Raw genomic sequence first — 17,589 nt, forward strand, 5'->3', positions numbered from 1 at the left:
TGCCGGCGCCGGCATTCTGCTGATGCCGCCCCTCTAATACGATGATAACTTTCTGCTTTTCACTCTGCCATGCGCAGTACGGCAGAGCAGAAATATTTTTATCGGCTGATTGAATTTTTGTTGATGAGGCATACTCTATGCTGCAACGCTGGCACTGATTGTGCGGCATCGCATCCATGCGCCGCTTTCTGTCTTATACTCTGTGCAGAGCAGGATGAGAACATGGCGTTTTTTATAAAGGAGCTTTCTGATGATTAAGCGTTTCATAGCCGTGGCCCTTGCCGGTGTAACGCTGGCAGGCTGTGTCAGCAATGACACCCTTTCGGGCGATGTTTACAGCGCCAGTGAAGCCAAACAGGTTCAAAATGTGTCGTACGGTACGCTGGTATCAGTGCGCCCGGTTAAAATTCAGGGTGGCGATGACAGCAATGTGATTGGCGCCATTGGCGGTGCGGTGCTGGGCGGTTTCCTGGGTAACACTATCGGCGGCGGTGCGGGTCGCAGCCTGGCAACTGCGGGCGGTGCGGTACTGGGCGGCGTTGCGGGCCAGGGTGTACAGGGTGCCGTCAACAAATCCAACGGCGTTGAGCTGGAAATCCGCAAAGATGATGGAAATACCATCATGGTCGTGCAGAAGCAGGATGCCAGCCGTTATTCACCGGGACAGCGTGTCGTACTGGCCTCCAACGGCAGCCAGGTCACGGTTTCTCCGCGCTAACTCTGCTGCACAAAAAAACCGACGCCTGGCGTCGGTTTTTTTATTTTTCGCGATGCTGTAATTCCAGAATATTCTTCTCAAGTCGTGCAATCAGCGTGACCATTTGATTGATCTCTTCTGCGCTGATCCCGGCCAGAATATCGTCGCGGGTGGCATCAATAACATGCTCGACCTGCCCGATAATCGGTGCGGCTTCTTTGGTCAGCCGGATGCGCTTCGCCCGCCGATCGTTTGCGCAGGTGGAGCGGGTGATCAGTCCCTTCTCTTCCAGCTGATCCAGCGTGCGCACCAGCGAGGGCTGCTCAATACCGATCGCTTTAGCCAGCTGGATCTGCGACTGTTCTGGCGGAAGTTGATGAATATTATGCAAAGTCACCCAGTGGGTTTGGGTCAGCTCCAGCGGCTTCAGGCGCTGATCGATTAACGCGCGCCAGATGCGCACCAGGCGCGACAGGTCGGTTCCAAGCGGCGTATCCATTTCATCTCCTTATAATTAGCTTGCTAGCTATCAAGCCAGATTTTACACTATTTTGCGAGTTTAGAGGATAAAATACAAATAGCAGGCCAGGCCTCGGGCGGCTTCACCGGGGAATGATGCGGCTTAACGGCCTGCCCGGTCTCTGCTCGCTCGCGAAGCGTACGCTGGCCCAGCCGCAGCAGGCGCTGCCGGAGTCGTTACCGGCAATATTTTGCCCACTGGTTCTGAAAGTCGTTTTGCAGCTGCTCAAGCGCTTTACGATCTTCAAACCGGCTTTTGTCCTGTTCGGTTTCCGGCCTGATCACCAGTGCTTTTTCATCATAAGAGTAGATAAACCGACGGGTCAGTGTGGTTCCGGTAAAGCTGCGCCCCTGAATGGAGCCGCAAACCACCGGCATAGTCTGCGTATAGATTGCCGTATTAAGGAAGTTGGTTTCACTGGCGCTGCGCAACACGTTCTGGCAATGGTGCTTTTCCAGCTGCTGCACACTGCGCGCTGTCAGCCACTCCCGCCCGCGGGCAATATGCTCGCAGCTGGCGCGCAGCGGGCTGGTATCTATATTGCGCTGAAGCTGACGGCTGGCGTCGAGACGTAACTGTGTTTCCCTGGGTCGATCGCACCCTGCAAGTAACAGTGCCAGCAGCACTATCCCTAAGCTTTTCATTCCTGCCCCTGAGTGGTTCCCTCTGACTGTATCACTATGATAGAGCGGAATAATCGTCCTGAGTAGCATTAAACGTTGTCAGAATTTTATTGCAGCGGGCAGCCCTTTCTGCGCTGCCCGCCGTTGATCAGATTACGCCACAGGCGAGGCGCGCGCCTCCGCCTCCCAGCGGTTCAGGATGATCTGCATGATTATCACCGCCCACGTGGACCATCAGCGCTTTACCTTTGATATCACCAAGTGATTTAAGGCGCGGGGCGACAACCGGATAGCTGGCTTTGCCGTCATCTGTGACATACAGCGCCGGCAGATCGCCGAGGTGTCCGCTGGCATAAGGACCGAGGTGTTTGCCGCTATTCTGCGGATCCAGATGGCCGCCCGCTGCGCCGGCTGCCACGGTTTTCCCCTGTGACTCACCCGGCTCACAGCTGCCTTTGGCATGGACATGGAAGCCGTGAATACCCGGTTTCATTCCGGACAACGCCGGCGTAAATTGCAAACCGTAATCCGTTTCCGTAATCGTCACGTTGCCCACGGCCTCGCCGACCCCCTGTGCAGAAACCTGATGCAGCGTGACCTCCTGAGAAGCGGCAAGTGCACCCGCCGAACAGGCCAGCGTCACAAGAGCAATAAGCGTTCTTTTCATAACGTCTCCTTACAATTGACAGACTGAGTAAGTCTGGACGCTTTTTGCCCGCGCTGCTGCAGTTTGACGAAGCTTTACGCTTCAGGGCACATCATAACCGAGCGCAGCTTTACGAATGCGGAACCACTGCTGGCGATTCAGCGTCAGCGCAGCCGCCTCTGCCGCCTGACCGATGCGGCCGGTTTTACCGGAGCCGATGATTGGCAGTGGCCGGGATGGCAGCATCATAATCCAGGCATAGACCACCTGCTCAATCGTGGCCGCACCGATCTCCCGCTGAACCTGGCTCAGCTCGTCGCGCAGCGGCTGGTAGTGTGGATCGCTGAACAGACGGCCGCCGCCGAGGCAGGACCACGCCATAGGACGCATGCGCGCCTGCTGGCACTGATCGAGCGTGTCATCCAGCAGCGCGGTCTGCTCCAGCGGCGAGATCTCCAGCTGGTTGGTCACCAGCGTGAACGGCAGGCGCGACTGCAGCAGCGAAAATTGTGCTGGCGTAAAATTTGAAACGCCAAAATGGCGTACTTTACCGCTCTGATGCAGCTGCATAAACGCTTCCGCCACGTCATCGGCGTCCATCAGCGGATCGGGACGATGAATAAGCAGCAGATCGAGGTAGTCGGTTGCAAAATGCGAGAGTGAGTTTTCCGTGCTGCGAAGGATGTGACTGGCATCGGTGATGTAGTGGCCGATCTGATGCTCAGGTTTGGCCCGCGTTGCGATGCCACACTTGGTGACAATCTGCAGCTGCTCACGTAACTGTGGCGCCAGGCGCAGCGCGGCTCCAAACGCCGCTTCGCACTGATAATCGCCGTAAATGTCCGCGTGATCGACCGTGGTCAGCCCCAGAGAGAGATGATACTCAATAAATGAGACCAGCTGCTGTGGTGTCATCCCCCACTCCATTAACCGCCAGTAGCCGACCACCAGAGGAGAGAACGCCGGCCCCTGAGGGGCGATAGCCTGTGGTTGTAACATAACAAAACTCCCTGCATTGAATGTTAAACAGGGAGTATAACGAATTGATGGCAGAATCAGCGCTTAAAACAGCGAAGGCTGCTGTGGATCCTGCCCCGCGTCCGGCTTTTGCTGACGCTGCAGGCGCAGATAGCGCTGCCGGCACAGCCGCAGCACCTCGCGTTTTTGTGCATCGCTGAAGCGCATCCAGTTAAAGCGCTCTTCACGGCTTCGCAGACAGCCGCGACAGTAACCGCGGGCATCGGTCTGACAGATGCCGCGACAGGGGCTGGGTACCGGGAAAAATTCGAGTTGTTCAGCCACATCTGCCTCTGATTCACCGCTGGATAACATAGTGATAACAGTTTCCGCGTGAACTGCAAGTCGTGCCGCCAAAAGAAAACGGTTTAGCCCCGTTCTTCGTGCTGATCATTAAGTGTTATTTAACTTTAACAAAAGTTATCATCTGATGTGCGATTAAGGTTATCCTCAGATTTCTTCTCTACTGTGCGTCCATTCCGGCTTAATAACGAACCCCAATGAAATCTTCTATTAAGTTACATTGTCACGAAAACCAGTTTAATTTGCTGGCAGCTCTGCTGTTTGCCGTTGGTCTGAATGCGCTGTTTCTGCGCCAGGCGTGGAAAATCATCACCTATACCCGTCTGCATGACTACCTTTTTGCCGCCAGTATGCCGGTGGTGCTGACTGCTGCCTTTTATCTCCTGTTTTGCCTGTTTGCCTGGCCCTGGGTGCGTAAGCCGCTATTGAGCGTGCTGATACTGATCAGTGCAGCGGCCAGCTATTTTATGTTCAGCTTCGGGACCGTGATTGATACCAATATGGTGGCAAACGTTTTTGAATCCAGCGTGCAGGAGGCAAATGCGCTGATAAGCCCGCGCTGGCTTGTCTGGATGCTGCTGTCAGGAGTGCTGCCGGTGCTGCTTATCGCTGTTGTGCGCGTCAGGCGCAGTCAGCGCTGGTGGTGGAGCGTATTGCAGCGGCTGGCGGGTGCGCTGGGTGCGCTGCTGGTGATCCTGCTGATGGCTGCCCTGTTCTACAAAGATTACGCGTCACTCATCCGTAATAACAAAGGAATGGTAAAAATGATCACGCCAGCCAATGTGATCAGCGGTGCCGGTCATTATATCGATAAGCGCTACCTGCAGGGCAGCCAGGCGCTGATTAAAATCGGACAGGATGCGCACAAAGGCCCGCTGATCGCGCAGGCGGCTAAAAAAACGCTGGTTGTACTGGTTGTAGGGGAAACGGCACGTGCGGAGAACTTTTCGCTGGGCGGCTATGCGCGCCAGACTAACCCGGAACTGCAGAAACAGCAGGTGATTTACTATCCGCATGCGACGTCGTGCGGCACCGAGACGGCGGTTTCTGTGCCCTGCATGTTCTCTGTTATGCCGCGCGAACATTACGACGCCGACCTGGCACATCACCAGGAGGGCGTGCTGGATGTGCTGGCTCACGCCGGAGTCAGCGTATTGTGGCGCGAGAATGATGGCGGCTGCAAAGGCGCATGCAACCGCGTGCCGCACACTGACATGACGCAGTGGTCGTTACCACAATATTGCCATAGCGGATTCTGCCTCGATGACGTGCTGCTGCACCGCTTCGATAATTACGTTGACAGTTTACATAACGACAGCGTAATTGTGCTGCATCAGATGGGAAGTCACGGCCCGGCCTACTATCTGCGCTATCCGGCTGCGTTCCGCCGGTTCACCCCCACCTGTGACAGCAACCAGATTCAGGATTGCGATCCGCAGGCGCTGGTTAACACCTACGATAATACCCTGCTCTATACCGATAATATGCTGAGCCAGACTATCGACAAGCTAAAAGCACTGAGCAACCGCTTTAATGTGGCGCTGGTTTATCTCTCCGATCATGGTGAATCGCTGGGCGAACACGGTATGTACCTGCACGGCGCGCCGTGGATGCTTGCCCCGTCACAGCAGACGCATATCCCGCTGCTGATGTGGTTCTCACCCGGCTACGCCAGCGCGTTTCATCTGGATGAGACCTGTCTGCGGCGGCAGGCCGCGACGCTGCCGGTCTCGCAGGATAACCTGTTTCATACGCTGCTGGGCCTGTTCGATATCCGGACACAGGTTTATCAGCCCCAGCTGGATATGATCAAATCGTGCCAGCAAAAAAGCTGACGCTTGCATTAGACCGACTGGTCTACTAGGCTTACGGCCATGAATAAAAGTGTGCAACGTAATGAAACCCGTGAACACCTGCTCGCTACCGGCGAGCAGGTTTGTCTGCAGCGCGGCTTTACCGGAATGGGCCTCAATGAAGTGCTCACGCTGGCGGCGGTGCCTAAAGGGTCTTTCTATTACTATTTCCGCTCCAAAGAAGCATTTGGCGTCGCGCTGCTGGAACGCTATTTCGTTAATTATCTGGAGCAGATTAATCAACAGCTCACGCTACCGTCCCTGCCCGCACGTCAGCGACTGCTGGCACATTTTCGCTCCGGTCAGCAGCTGTTTGCCAGGCAGGGACGCATTATGGGCTGCCTGGGCGTCAAGCTGTCGGCTGAGGTATGCGATCTCTCAGAACCGATGCGTGATGCGCTGCAGCGCGGTGCCAGCGCCATTATGGCCGCTTACGCACACTGCCTGACAGAAGCGGCGGCTGAACAGCCGCTGTTATTTAATCAGACCCCGGCGCAGCTTGCACAGCGTTGCTACCTGCTCTGGCTGGGAGCCAGCCTGCAGAGCAAAATTTCCCGCGAACCAGACTCCATTAATCTGGCACTCAGCACTATCGAACAGTGGCTTAACGGCCCGCAATTTTAAAAACTGATATTTATAGACGACCGGTCTAATAGAGGAAGTAACATGGCGAGCAAACAGCTATTCTCCCCGCTGAAAGTGGGTGCAATTACCGTTCCTAATCGCGTATTTATGGCACCGCTGACGCGACTGCGCAGCATTGAACCGGGTGACATTCCTACGCCTATGATGGCTGAGTATTATCAGCAGCGCGCCGGAGCAGGCCTTATTATTACTGAGGCGACGCAGGTCTCTTTCCAGGCTAAAGGCTACGCGGGCGCACCGGGCCTGCATACGCAGCAGCAGATTGATGCATGGAAAATGATCAACGAAGGCATTCACGCTGCTCAGGGTCACGTTGCGGTCCAGCTGTGGCATACCGGCCGCATCTCGCATTACAGCGTGCAGCCAGAGGGCAATGCCCCGGTTGCGCCTTCTGCCCTGCCTGCCGGAACCCGCACCTCGCTGCGTGCCGCTGATGGCAGCGTTTATCGCGAAGAGACCTCAGTGCCGCGCGAACTGACCGTTGATGAAATCAAACAGATTGTGCAGGATTTCGGACAGGCCGCAGCCAATGCCCGCGAAGCTGACTTTGACCTGCTTGAACTGCACTCGGCGCACGGCTATCTGATGCACCAGTTCCTGTCGCCTGACTCGAACAAGCGCGACGATGAGTATGGCGGCTCGATTGAGAAGCGCGGCCGTTTTGCGCTGGAGGTGGTGGATGCAGCCATCGCAAACTGGTCTGCCGATCGCGTCGGGATCCGCGTTTCACCTGTCGGGGCGTTTCAGAACCTGGAAAATGGCCCGGATGAAGAAGAAGCGGCGCTCTGGTATATCAGCGAACTGGGCAAACGCGGCCTGGCTTATCTGCACCTTTCTGAGCCAGACTGGGCGGGTGGCAAGCCTTACACTGATGCGTTCCGTGAAAAAGTTCGCGCGGCCTTCCCTGGTGTGATCATCGGTGCCGGCGCCTATAGCGTGGAAAAAGCGGATGATCTGATTGCGCGCGGTCTGATTGATGCCGTGGCGTTTGGCCGCGACTTTATTGCCAATCCGGATCTGGTTACACGCCTGCAGCAGGATGCTCCGCTTAATCCGCAGCGTCCGGAAAGTTTCTACGGCGGCGGTGCGGAAGGGTATATCGACTATCCGACACTGTAACTGACACCTGCCGCACAGCGATGCGGCAGCCCCGTTACCCGCTATACTTGCACTGTTTCTGCGTCAAAATCTGACTATTTCGAAAAGAGGATATTATGCGTTTACTTCACACCATGTTACGCGTTGGCGATCTGCAACGCTCAATTGACTTTTACACCCGCGTACTGGGTATGCGCGTGCTGCGTCAGAGTGAAAATGCAGAATATAAATATACGCTGGCCTTTGTTGGCTACACCGAAGAGAGCGAAGGTGCAGTCATTGAGCTGACCTATAACTGGGGCACAGAGAAATATGACCTCGGTAACGCTTATGGTCACATCGCACTGGGCGTAGACGATGTCGCAGCCACCTGCGAGCGCATCCGCAGTGCAGGCGGAAACGTAACCCGTGAAGCGGGTCCGGTGAAAGGTGGCAGTACCATCATTGCGTTTGTTGAAGATCCCGATGGCTATAAAATTGAGCTGATTGAAAACAAACATGCCGGTCATGGTCTTGGTAACTGATGCCTGACGCCAGCCCGCAAATTTGCGGGCTGGTTTTTCTCATCTGCTGCACCCTCCCGCCTTTTTTGCCATAATGCGCGCTGCCCTTTTCACTGCTATGAGATCCTGATGTCTGAATCGAACGCCCAGAACGCCCTTAACCAACGCTTTCGCGGCTTTTATCCGGTAGTTATTGATGTCGAAACCGCCGGTTTTAATGCGCAGACGGATGCGCTGCTGGAGATTGCCGCCACGACCCTGAAAATGGATGAGGATGGCTGGCTGCAGCGTGACGAGACCCTGCATTTCCACATTGAACCCTTTGCAGGTGCCCTTCTTCATCCTGAAGCGCTGGCGTTTACCGGTATCGATCCTTCGAACCCGCTGCGCGGTGCAGTGAGCGAATATGAGGCGCTGCACGCCATCTTTAAACAGGTGCGTAAAGGCCTTAAAGAGAGTGGCTGCAACCGGGCGATTATTGTGGCGCACAATGCCAATTTTGATCACAGCTTCGTCACGGCGGCAGCTGAGCGTGCCAGCCTGAAACGTAACCCTTTCCATCCGTTTGCCACCTTTGATACGGCGGCGCTGAGCGGGCTGGTGCTGGGACAGACGGTACTGGCAAAAGCATGCAAGGCGGCAGGTATTGATTTTGACAGCACGCAGGCGCATTCGGCGCTGTATGATACAGAGCAGACGGCAATGCTGTTTTGCGAGCTGGTTAATCGCTGGAAGCGTCTGGGCGGCTGGCCGCTGGCGCTAAACGATGCTGAAGCTGAAGGTGACGAGCCCGGCGAAAGCGCGGCAGAGTAAGATAATGAAAAAGGCCGGCATAGCGCCGGCCTTTTGCTTTATTCCGCTTCTTTGTGTTTCTCAGCGGTTTCTTTGATCAGCGGCTGAAGTTCACCACGCTGGAACATCTCAACGATGATGTCGCAGCCACCGACCAGCTCCCCATCCACCCACAGCTGCGGGAAGGTTGGCCAGTTAGCGTATTTTGGCATTTCAGCACGGATATCGGGATTCTGCAGAATATCGACATACGCGAAGCGTTCACCACAGGCAGAGAGCGCCTGCACAGCCTGAGCCGAGAAGCCGCAGCTTGGCAGTTTTGGCGATCCTTTCATATACAGCAGGATCGGATTTTCTGCGATCTGGCGCTGAATTTTTTCAACAGTACTCATTTTTGCCTTCCTTAATTCTTCACTTCGTGTTTGTTTATTGTAGCGACTTCGTCCCGTGACTGAAAACGGGAATTTGTCTCGTTGCAGCCTGAATCGCCATGTTTGTTAAGTTTGTTGCCCCAGGCGTATGACGAAGTGTGTATTAATACACGATTAGCAATAAACCTGCTGTGTTAAACACCTGAAACTGCTCATTTTTGCTACACAGCCACTACTATGAGCTATTTAATAAAAAAGACCTTACCTTTTGTAAAAAAAGTGGATTAGAATCAATCCGGCGCTGATCGCTGATCAGAATTTTCTAATATTGCCGCGGTCTGCTTCTGCAGTCTGCCGAACCTGTAACCGGACTATGCGTTTACTGATTACGCTTTTCATACTGGCTTTTGCTCAGCTGTTTTTTAACGTGGCCGCTGCTTCACCGCACAAGCCGGTTAACGCCAGCCTGCAGAAAGCGGAGAAAAAGAGCGCGCGCGATGATGAGCGCCGCAAACGACGCCCGGTTAAAACGTCGGCTAAAAAAACACGCGTCACGCCTGTACAAAAAGTTAAAACCAAAAAAAACCTCCCCGCAGAGCCTTCTGCCACTACACGCACCGCCCACAAAAAAGGGGCTGCACCCTCTGCCGGTAAAAAATATGGTCATCAGCGTACCAGCCGGAAAACAGTGGCAGCAGAAGAGACCACCGATACGCTGACCGGTGTCAGGCTCAGTAAATCTCACCGCCTGCGCTATCAGAAAGCACGTGAAACCGCCATGACTAAACTCATGGGCCAGCTGGGCAAACCTTATCAGTGGGGTGGCACCTCTCCGCTTACCGGATTCGACTGCAGTGGTCTGGTCTGGTACGCCTATAAAGATCTGGTTCGTTTTAAACTGCCGCGTACGGCCAATGAAATGTATCATCTGCGCGACGCTGCCCCCATCAAGCGTGAAATGCTGGAGAAAGGCGATCTGGTGTTTTTCCGCATCAATAATCGCGGGACCGCCGATCATGTTGGCGTTTATCTGGGTAACGGCAAATTCATTCAGTCGCCGCGCACCGGCAAGGATATTCAGATCAGCGCGCTGGGTGAAGATTACTGGCAGAAACATTATGTTGGCGCACGCCGTATGATGACCCCTAAAACCATTCGCTAACGGTTGCGCAACACGCAGAACCGCACGGCGTAACGCATTCGCGCTTCACGCCGGCACAGCCGCAAGGTCACGGCAGTTATCAGCAGCCGCACTGCGCCTGAAGTCTCCGTTGCCGCTTTCTGCCTGCACCACACGCTTTCGTATCTATCGCCGGAATAGAATTATTTTCGCCTGGCCGCAGGTAAACATCTCGTTTTATGACCCTCACCTTGCTAGAATCGCCGCCTTTCGTTGCGCAACACCTTTTGCGCACGCTGCTGTCATTATCTGCCACGGTTAATTACTCGCCTTAAATCAGCCATTTTTATGCTGAAATCGGGCAGAAAACCCTGCGCAGACGCAAACGTTTAACACTATACTTATCATAAAGTTGCGATAGGTTTAAGAGGTCCATTTTCATGGCAACAATTAAAGATGTGGCAAAACGCGCTGGCGTATCAACGACCACGGTTTCGCACGTCATCAATAAAACGCGCTTTGTCGCTGAAGAGACGCGTAATGCCGTGTGGGAAGCAATTAAAGCGCTGCACTATTCTCCCAGCGCTGTCGCCCGCAGCCTGAAGGTCAATCACACTAAGACGCTGGGTCTGCTGGCAACCTCCAGTGAAGCCCCCTACTTTGCTGAAATTATTGAAGCAATTGAGCATCACTGCTTCGCTCAGGGCTATACGCTGATACTGGGCAATGCGCATAACGACTTACAAAAGCAGCGCGCCTATCTGTCGATGATGGCGCAAAAGCGGGTCGATGGCCTGCTGGTGATGTGCTCTGAGTATCCGGACGATCTGCTTCAGATGCTGGAAGAGAATCGTAATATCCCGATGGTGGTGATGGACTGGGGCGCTTCACGCGGTGATTTTACCGATACCGTACAGGATAACGCATTCCAGGGCGGCTATCTGGCCGGTCGTTACCTGATCGAGCGTGGTCATCGCGATATTGGCGCGATTCCGGGTCAGCTGGAGCGTAATACCGGCGGCGGACGGCACGCCGGCTTTTTACAGGCGATGCATGAAGCGGGTATCACGGTGCGTGCCGAGTGGATCGTACAGGGCGATTTTGAGCCTGAATCGGGTTATCAGGCGATGCAGCAGATCCTGAGCCAGAAGCAGCGCCCTACCGCTGTGTTCTGCGGCGGCGATATCATGGCAATGGGCGCGATCTGCGCCGCCGATGAGATGGGCCTGCGCGTTCCGCAGGATATTTCGGTGATCGGCTATGACAATGTGCGCAATGCCCGCTACTTTACGCCGGCGCTGACGACGGTGCATCAGCCTAAAGCGCAGCTGGGCGAGAAAGCGCTGGAGATGCTGCTGGATCGCATCACCAGCAAACGCGAAGAGCCGCAAACGATTGAAGTTCAGCCCAGCCTGATTGAGCGTCGCTCTGTCGGGGACGGTCCGTTTCGCGACTATCGCCGCTAAGCGCGGCGTTCGCTGAGCCACTCATGGTTTAGCGTCTCAGCATCACCCAGGTAAGCCAGCAGCCACGTCAGTGCCGGTGATGCCCGCTGCCCGGCCCAGCTGACGCAGCAGGGGCTGTCCGGAAAAGGCTGCGGCAGGATCAGTTCTGCCAGCGCGCCGCTATCCAGTAGCGGTCGCGCCAGATGTCCCGGGATCATCCCCACGCACAGGCCAGCCTGCAGGCAGTCGATCCCGGTTTCCCACTCCGGCACCACCAGCCGGCGCTGATTATCCAGCGTCCATGTCATACGACGCGGGAGTGCGCGCGACGTATCCTCCAGCACCAGCGACGGCCATGCGCGCAGCGCCTCTTCATCAGGATGCGCGCTCTGCGCCAGCGGATGATCCGGACTGACCACGCAGCGCCAGTTAAGGGCACCCATATCCTGAAAAGCAAAGCGCCCGCCGACCGGGATCGCCTGCGTGGCACCAATGGCCACGTCAACCCGGCCATCGGCGAGCGCATCCCATACGCCGTTGAACACCTCATAGCTGATGATCAGCTCCATATCGGGAAAATGGCGATAGAAATCTTTAACCAGCTGGCGCGTGCGCTGCGGCTTAACAATGCAGTCTACGGCAATACTGAGTTGGCCGCGCCAGCCGTTGGCCAGCTGCTGACACTGACGTCGCGTCGCCAGCATTTTTTTGATAACAGAGCGCCCTTCACGCACAAAATGCTCGCCTGCCGGCGTCAGGACCACCTCCCGATGCTGGCGTTCAAACAGCTCCACGGCAAGCCAGCTCTCCAACTGCCTGATGGTATAGCTGATGGCAGAAGGCACGCGGTGCAGTTCCTGTGCCGCCGCGCTGAAACTTCCGGTGCGAGCCACGGCATCTGCTACCTCAAGCGCATATTCAGACCACATATTTTTTGCCTTCAAAAAATTTAACAGCACTCTGCAAATATTAGCGTTTCACAAAGCTGACTGCACCCTTTTACACTCCTTCGCGTTTCCCTGCCAAATGAGAAAAATAGTGATGTCTTCAAAAGGATTTCTGCCTTATCTGGCGCTGCTGAGCATGCTCGGCTTTCTTGCCACGGATATGTATCTGCCTGCATTCAGCGACATGCAGCGTGACTTTGCCACCGCACCGGGTGTTATCAGCGCCAGTCTGAGCCTGTTTCTGGCGGGCTTTGCCTGTGCGCAGGTAGGCTGGGGATTACTCTCTGACCGTATTGGCCGCAAACCGGTTCTCCTGGCTGGCCTGTCGATATTTGCCCTGAGCTGTCTGGCCATGTTGTGGGCAGACAACGTCTGGCTGATGCTGGCACTGCGTTTTATTCAGGCCGTGGGCGTGTGCGCCGCCGCCGTAAGCTGGCAGGCGCTGGTTATCGATCGCTACCCTAAAGCGCAGGCCAATAAAGTGTTTGCCACTATCATGCCGCTGGTTGCGCTCTCTCCCGCTCTGGCTCCGCTGCTGGGCGCCTGGCTGATGAGCCATTTTCACTGGCGTACTATCTTCCTGGTGCTGACGCTGATTACGCTGGTGCTGCTGGCTGGGACGCTTAAGCTCCGCTCGCCGCGAATCTCTCCTGCAGCGCGCGGCGATCAGCCTGGCTGGCTGGCGCTGCTGGCAACCCGCGCCTATAGCGGCAATGTCCTGATTTACTCCGCCTGCTCTGCCAGTTTTTTTGCCTGGCTGACAGGTTCACCCTTTATTCTGGCGGCGGCAGGCTTAACCCCGGCAGATATCGGACTTAGCTATGTGCCGCAGACGATTGCCTTTCTGATTGGCGGTTTTGGCTGTCGTGCGCTGCTTAATCGTTTTCAGGGTGCGCAGCTGCTGCCGTGGCTGCTGCTGATTTACAGCCTGAGCATTGTGAGCCTGTTTGCGGTTGCGCTGCAGCCCGCCCCGTCGCTGTTTGCCCTGCTGCTGCCTTTCTGCGGTATGGCTCTGGCAAACGGCGCTATCTACCCGATTGTGGTTGCCAGCGCGCTGGCGCCGTTCCCGCATGCCAGCGGTAAAGCAGCGGGTTTACAGAATCTGCTGCAGCTTGGCTTATGCTTCCTTGCCAGTCTGATTGTCTCAGCGGGTTTGCAGCAGGCGCTTTATCACACTACGCTGGTAATGGTAAGTACGGTGGTTCTTGCCTGGGTGGGCTTCATCTGGCAGCGTGCGACAGTAAAATCCGCTGACATCCCCCATCCCTGCGAAGAGAACGCCTGAGCCGGCCTCGCGCTATTTTACCTGACAGTGACCCGCCCGCGCAGTCGCGCTGCGGGTCACTGGCTCGTCTGTCTGTTAAAACAATAAAAGCGCGTCCGGTATTTCCGGGACGGTGCCTGCGTGTGGCCAGACGACTGCGCCTCGCGCAAATCCGGACTATTCATACCTCTGTTAATGTGGTTTAGCTGCGCACGGCACGACCCTGCGTTCTTTCACAGACCTGATGCAGACCCTCCTGTTTCACAGGTCACGTTTACAAGGTGATGGAGAAGCTATGAGTTCATCATGTGCAGAAGCGGTAAGTCCCGAAGAGAATCCGTGGTTCCGTATCGTCCGGGAGTTACTTGAACAGGCAGATATTCGCGTTAATGGTTCACGACCGTGGGATATTCAGGTACATCACGCTGACTTTTTTAAGCGCGTACTGCAGGAAGGCTCCCTGGGTCTGGGCGAAAGTTACATGGATGGATGGTGGACGTGTGAACGACCGGATATGTTTTTTCATCGCGCGCTCAGGCATCATCTTGATCAGCAGCTGCCGCACCACTTCAAAGATACCCTGCGCATCGCCGCAGCCCGGATCACCAATCTGCAATCAAAAAAGCGCGCCTGGCAGGTTGGCAAAGCGCACTATGATCTGGGTAACGACCTCTTCCGCCTGATGCTCGACCCGTTTATGCAATACTCCTGCGGCTACTGGCATCATGCGGAAACGCTGGATGCGGCGCAGGAAGCAAAACTGGATCTGATCTGCCGCAAACTGCAGCTTGAACCCGGCATGTCTCTGCTGGATATCGGTTGTGGCTGGGGCGGGCTGGCGGAGTTTGCTGCCCGCCGCTACGGTGTCAGCGTATATGGCGTCACTATCTCTCAGGAGCAGCAGAAAATGGCACAGCAGCGCTGCGCCGGCCTGGACGTCACAATATTGCTGCAGGATTATCGCGATCTTGCACTACAGTTTGATCGCATTGTTTCCGTGGGCATGTTTGAACATGTCGGCCCGAAAAATTATGCGACTTACTTCAGAGTGGTGAATCGCAATCTGAAACCCGGTGGCCTTTTTCTGCTGCATACCATCGGGGCGGTCAGGACCGATATGCGCGTAGATCCGTGGATCGATAAATATATTTTCCCGAACGGCTGCCTGCCCTCCGTGCGACAGATAGCGGACGCCAGTGAGCCTTATTTTATTATGGAAGACTGGCACAACTTCGGGACCGATTATGACACCACGCTGATGGCGTGGCATACGCGTTTTCAGGCCGCGTGGCCGCAGCTCTCTGCCCGCTACGATGAGCGCTTCAGGCGGATGTTCAGCTATTACCTTAACGCGTGTGCTGGCGCCTTTCGCGCCCGGGACATTCAGCTGTGGCAGGTTGTGTTCAGTCACGGCTATGAAGGCGGGCTGCGCGTGGCGCGCTAGATGAAAAAGGCGCATGGCGCGCCTTTTACAAAGGTTATTCTGCCGCACCGCCCGGTGAGGTTGCCGCAGCAATCAGGTCTGCTTCGCGCTGCGCCATAACGCGTTCAACGGTATCCACAATTGCCTGCGTCTGGGGATCGATTTCGATATTGACCTTATGCCCCAGCTTTTTGCTTCCCAGCGTGGTGCGCTCCAGCGTTTCCGGGATCAGGTGAACGCAAAATTTGGTTTTTGTCACATCGCCGACCGTCAGGCTGATGCCATCAATACCGATATAACCTTTACGCAGAATATATTTTATCTGCCCGGCATCCTGCGGTCTGAACCAGACTTCACGGTTATTTTCCGACTGAATAATTTTGCAGATTTCCGCAGTGGTCATAATATGACCCGACATCAGGTGCCCGCCAATTTCATCGCTGAACTTAGCCGCACGCTCGATATTGACTTTGTCACCCACCTGCAGCGCGCCCAGATTAGTAATGCGCAGCGTCTCTTTAATCAGATCAAAACTGACCCGATCGCCTTCGATGGCCGTTACGGTCAGGCAGCAGCCATTGTGCGCCACCGATGCGCCCAGCTCCAGCCCTGGCAGCAGAGCTGCATCAAGACGAACAGTATGAGTGCGAAACAGCTCTTTCTCTTCAATGGCGACAATTTCCGCCACACCCTGCACGATACCCGTAAACATAACTATCCTCTCCACGCGTTTGTCTTAGCTTATCACAGCCTGCCAGCACAACTTAATTTGCGCATGCGCAATGGTTGCATAAAAGACAAATAAATTTGTTATCATCGTTTGTTCCGCATGCAGGCTCTGGCTACACTGAGCGCGCATTCGCCGGGAATAGTCTCCCGCTCTCTCTTAATTAAACAGGTGATACGTGCAGAAGTATTTAACAGAAGCGCGTCAGCTGCTGACCCTCGCAATCCCGGTGATCCTCGCTCAGGTAGCCCAGACTGCGATGGGATTTGTAGATACCGTTATGGCCGGTGCGGTAAGCGCCACGGATATGGCCGCCGTTGCTGTTGGCACCTCTATCTGGCTTCCCGCCATTCTTTTTGGTCACGGTCTGCTACTGGCACTGACGCCTGCCGTTGCGCAACTCAACGGGTCCGGACGACGTGAACGCATTGCTGAGCAGGTGCGCCAGGGCTACTGGCTGGCGCTGGCCGTGGCGCTTGTGATTATGATTGTGCTATGGAACGCGGGCTATCTTATCCGCGCCATGCATGATATTGACGCCAGTCTGGCGATAAAAGCGGAAGGTTACCTGCATGCGCTGCTATGGGGCGCGCCGGGCTATCTTTTTTTCCAGGTGGCACGTAACCAGTGCGACGGCCTGTCTAAAACCAAACCCGCCATGCTGCTGGGCTTTCTCGGGCTGCTGACCAATATCCCGCTGAACTACATCTTTATCTATGGCCATTTTGGTATGCCGCGTCTCGGCGGCGTGGGATGCGGTGTGGCCACCGCCTCAGTCTACTGGGTGATGTTCCTGGTTATGCGCTTCTGGCTCCAGCGGATGCCGGCGATGCGCGATATTCGCATGGCCTCCCGCTGGTCAGCACCCTCGCGTGCCATTCTCATGCGGCTGTTTTCGCTGGGGTTACCGGTAGCGCTGGCGCTGTTTTTTGAGGTCACGCTGTTTGCCGTGGTGGCGCTGCTGGTGTCACCGCTGGGCATTGTGAATGTTGCAGGGCACCAGATTGCGCTCAATTTCAGCTCACTGATGTTTGTGCTGCCGCTGTCGCTGGGTGTGGCCACCACGATTCGCGTGGGTTACCGGCTGGGCGAAGGCTCTGCAGAAGGCGCACGCACCGCCGCCTGGACCGGTCAGGGCGTGGGCCTTGCCATGGCGGCGTGCACTGCTCTGTTTACCGTCACGTTTCGTCACGATATCGCCGCGCTTTATACGGCAAATCCTGCGGTCATAACGCTGGCAGCCCAGCTGATGATGCTGGCAGCGATCTATCAGTTCTCCGATTCTATTCAGGTTATCGGCAGCGGGATCCTGCGCGGCTATAAAGATACCCGATCAATCTTTTTCATTACGCTGATTGCTTACTGGGTTTTGGGACTGCCGGCAGGCTATGTTCTGGCGCTGACTGACTGGATTGTACCGGCGCTGGGCCCGGCCGGATTCTGGTGCGGTTTTATTGTGGGTCTGACCTCTGCCGCAGCGATGATGATCTGGCGTATTCGTCGTATGCAGCGCCTCCCTGCAGACGTTATTCTGGCGCGCGCGGCGCGCTAAGTGGCTGAGCGGGCGTTTATCTGGCCCGCAATGCTGAAAAAAG

At 55.6% G+C, this 17,589-nt stretch carries 19 protein-coding genes; 11 read left to right on the forward strand and 8 right to left on the reverse strand.

Annotated elements, in window-relative coordinates; all coding sequences use genetic code 11:
- Nucleotides 1–250: 250 nt before the first annotated feature.
- Nucleotides 251–718, forward strand: a complete 468-nt coding sequence (gene slyB / locus BBA90_RS12635) for an outer membrane lipoprotein SlyB (RefSeq protein ID WP_039384159.1) — start codon at nucleotides 251–253, stop codon at nucleotides 716–718.
- Between the two features lie 40 nt (nucleotides 719–758).
- On the opposite strand, the gene slyA is transcribed toward slyB, so the two are convergent.
- The 5 genes from slyA to BBA90_RS12660 all read right to left on the reverse strand — a co-directional run bounded on the left by slyA (nucleotide 759) and on the right by BBA90_RS12660 (nucleotide 3,818).
- Complete coding sequence (slyA, locus tag BBA90_RS12640) at nucleotides 759–1,196, reverse strand: transcriptional regulator SlyA (RefSeq protein ID WP_039384157.1); 438 nt, start codon at nucleotides 1,194–1,196, stop codon at nucleotides 759–761.
- 197 nt (nucleotides 1,197–1,393) lie between these two features.
- Nucleotides 1,394–1,861: a hypothetical protein gene (locus tag BBA90_RS12645; protein WP_065649454.1), complete on the reverse strand. Its 468-nt coding sequence runs from the start codon at nucleotides 1,859–1,861 to the stop codon at nucleotides 1,394–1,396.
- A 127-nt stretch (nucleotides 1,862–1,988) separates the two neighbouring features.
- Complete coding sequence (gene sodC / locus BBA90_RS12650) at nucleotides 1,989–2,507, reverse strand: superoxide dismutase family protein (RefSeq protein WP_065649455.1); 519 nt, start codon at nucleotides 2,505–2,507, stop codon at nucleotides 1,989–1,991.
- 81 nt (nucleotides 2,508–2,588) lie between these two features.
- A complete protein-coding gene (locus tag BBA90_RS12655; protein ID WP_065649456.1) occupies nucleotides 2,589–3,485 on the reverse strand; it encodes an aldo/keto reductase in 897 nt (298 codons plus the stop codon).
- A gap of 63 nt (nucleotides 3,486–3,548) precedes the next feature.
- A complete protein-coding gene (locus tag BBA90_RS12660) occupies nucleotides 3,549–3,818 on the reverse strand; it encodes a DUF1289 domain-containing protein (protein WP_075050744.1) in 270 nt (89 codons plus the stop codon).
- A gap of 185 nt (nucleotides 3,819–4,003) precedes the next feature.
- Here BBA90_RS12660 and eptA point away from each other — a divergent pair, with 185 nt between their 5' ends.
- The 5 genes from eptA (at nucleotide 4,004) to rnt (ending at nucleotide 8,718) form a co-directional block, all read left to right on the forward strand.
- Nucleotides 4,004–5,641, forward strand: a complete 1,638-nt coding sequence (eptA, locus tag BBA90_RS12665) for a phosphoethanolamine transferase EptA (protein WP_065649457.1) — start codon at nucleotides 4,004–4,006, stop codon at nucleotides 5,639–5,641.
- 39 nt (nucleotides 5,642–5,680) lie between these two features.
- Nucleotides 5,681–6,283, forward strand: a complete 603-nt coding sequence (locus BBA90_RS12670) for a TetR/AcrR family transcriptional regulator (RefSeq protein WP_065649458.1) — start codon at nucleotides 5,681–5,683, stop codon at nucleotides 6,281–6,283.
- A gap of 42 nt (nucleotides 6,284–6,325) precedes the next feature.
- Complete coding sequence (locus tag BBA90_RS12675; protein ID WP_065649459.1) at nucleotides 6,326–7,423, forward strand: alkene reductase; 1,098 nt, start codon at nucleotides 6,326–6,328, stop codon at nucleotides 7,421–7,423.
- A 95-nt stretch (nucleotides 7,424–7,518) separates the two neighbouring features.
- A complete protein-coding gene (gene gloA / locus BBA90_RS12680; protein WP_065649460.1) occupies nucleotides 7,519–7,926 on the forward strand; it encodes a lactoylglutathione lyase in 408 nt (135 codons plus the stop codon).
- Nucleotides 7,927–8,034: 108 nt separating this feature from the next.
- Nucleotides 8,035–8,718, forward strand: a complete 684-nt coding sequence (gene rnt, locus BBA90_RS12685; RefSeq protein WP_065649461.1) for a ribonuclease T — start codon at nucleotides 8,035–8,037, stop codon at nucleotides 8,716–8,718.
- A gap of 38 nt (nucleotides 8,719–8,756) precedes the next feature.
- Here the strand turns inward: rnt and BBA90_RS12690 are convergent, their stop codons facing one another.
- Nucleotides 8,757–9,089 (reverse strand): Grx4 family monothiol glutaredoxin, encoded by a 333-nt coding sequence (locus tag BBA90_RS12690; protein WP_065649462.1) that lies wholly within the window; start codon nucleotides 9,087–9,089, stop codon nucleotides 8,757–8,759.
- Nucleotides 9,090–9,441: 352 nt separating this feature from the next.
- Between BBA90_RS12690 and BBA90_RS12695 the strand changes: the two genes are divergently transcribed.
- Both BBA90_RS12695 and purR read left to right on the forward strand, forming a co-directional pair.
- Nucleotides 9,442–10,230, forward strand: coding sequence for a C40 family peptidase (locus BBA90_RS12695; protein ID WP_065649463.1), 789 nt, complete (start codon nucleotides 9,442–9,444; stop codon nucleotides 10,228–10,230).
- Nucleotides 10,231–10,628: 398 nt separating this feature from the next.
- A complete protein-coding gene (gene purR / locus BBA90_RS12700) occupies nucleotides 10,629–11,654 on the forward strand; it encodes an HTH-type transcriptional repressor PurR (protein ID WP_065649464.1) in 1,026 nt (341 codons plus the stop codon).
- On the opposite strand, the gene punR is transcribed toward purR, so the two are convergent.
- Nucleotides 11,651–12,562 (reverse strand): DNA-binding transcriptional activator PunR, encoded by a 912-nt coding sequence (punR, locus tag BBA90_RS12705; protein WP_065649465.1) that lies wholly within the window; start codon nucleotides 12,560–12,562, stop codon nucleotides 11,651–11,653. The genes purR and punR overlap by 4 nt on opposite strands.
- Before the next feature lie 109 nt (nucleotides 12,563–12,671).
- Here punR and punC point away from each other — a divergent pair, with 109 nt between their 5' ends.
- Nucleotides 12,672–13,865: a purine nucleoside transporter PunC gene (punC, locus tag BBA90_RS12710; RefSeq protein ID WP_065649466.1), complete on the forward strand. Its 1,194-nt coding sequence runs from the start codon at nucleotides 12,672–12,674 to the stop codon at nucleotides 13,863–13,865.
- 274 nt (nucleotides 13,866–14,139) lie between these two features.
- Entirely contained in the window at nucleotides 14,140–15,288 is a 1,149-nt protein-coding gene (gene cfa / locus BBA90_RS12715; RefSeq protein WP_065649467.1) for a cyclopropane fatty acyl phospholipid synthase, read from the forward strand.
- A gap of 34 nt (nucleotides 15,289–15,322) precedes the next feature.
- Here the strand turns inward: cfa and BBA90_RS12720 are convergent, their stop codons facing one another.
- On the reverse strand, nucleotides 15,323–15,979 hold the full coding sequence (locus BBA90_RS12720; RefSeq protein ID WP_065649468.1) for a riboflavin synthase: 657 nt from the start codon (nucleotides 15,977–15,979) through the stop codon (nucleotides 15,323–15,325).
- Between the two features lie 193 nt (nucleotides 15,980–16,172).
- Here BBA90_RS12720 and BBA90_RS12725 point away from each other — a divergent pair, with 193 nt between their 5' ends.
- Nucleotides 16,173–17,546 (forward strand): MATE family efflux transporter, encoded by a 1,374-nt coding sequence (locus BBA90_RS12725; RefSeq protein WP_065649469.1) that lies wholly within the window; start codon nucleotides 16,173–16,175, stop codon nucleotides 17,544–17,546.
- The last annotated feature ends 43 nt before the right edge of the window (nucleotides 17,547–17,589 follow it).

The organism is Pantoea eucrina, assembly GCF_001691555.1.
GTDB classification, from domain to species: domain Bacteria; phylum Pseudomonadota; class Gammaproteobacteria; order Enterobacterales; family Enterobacteriaceae; genus Pantoea; species Pantoea borealis.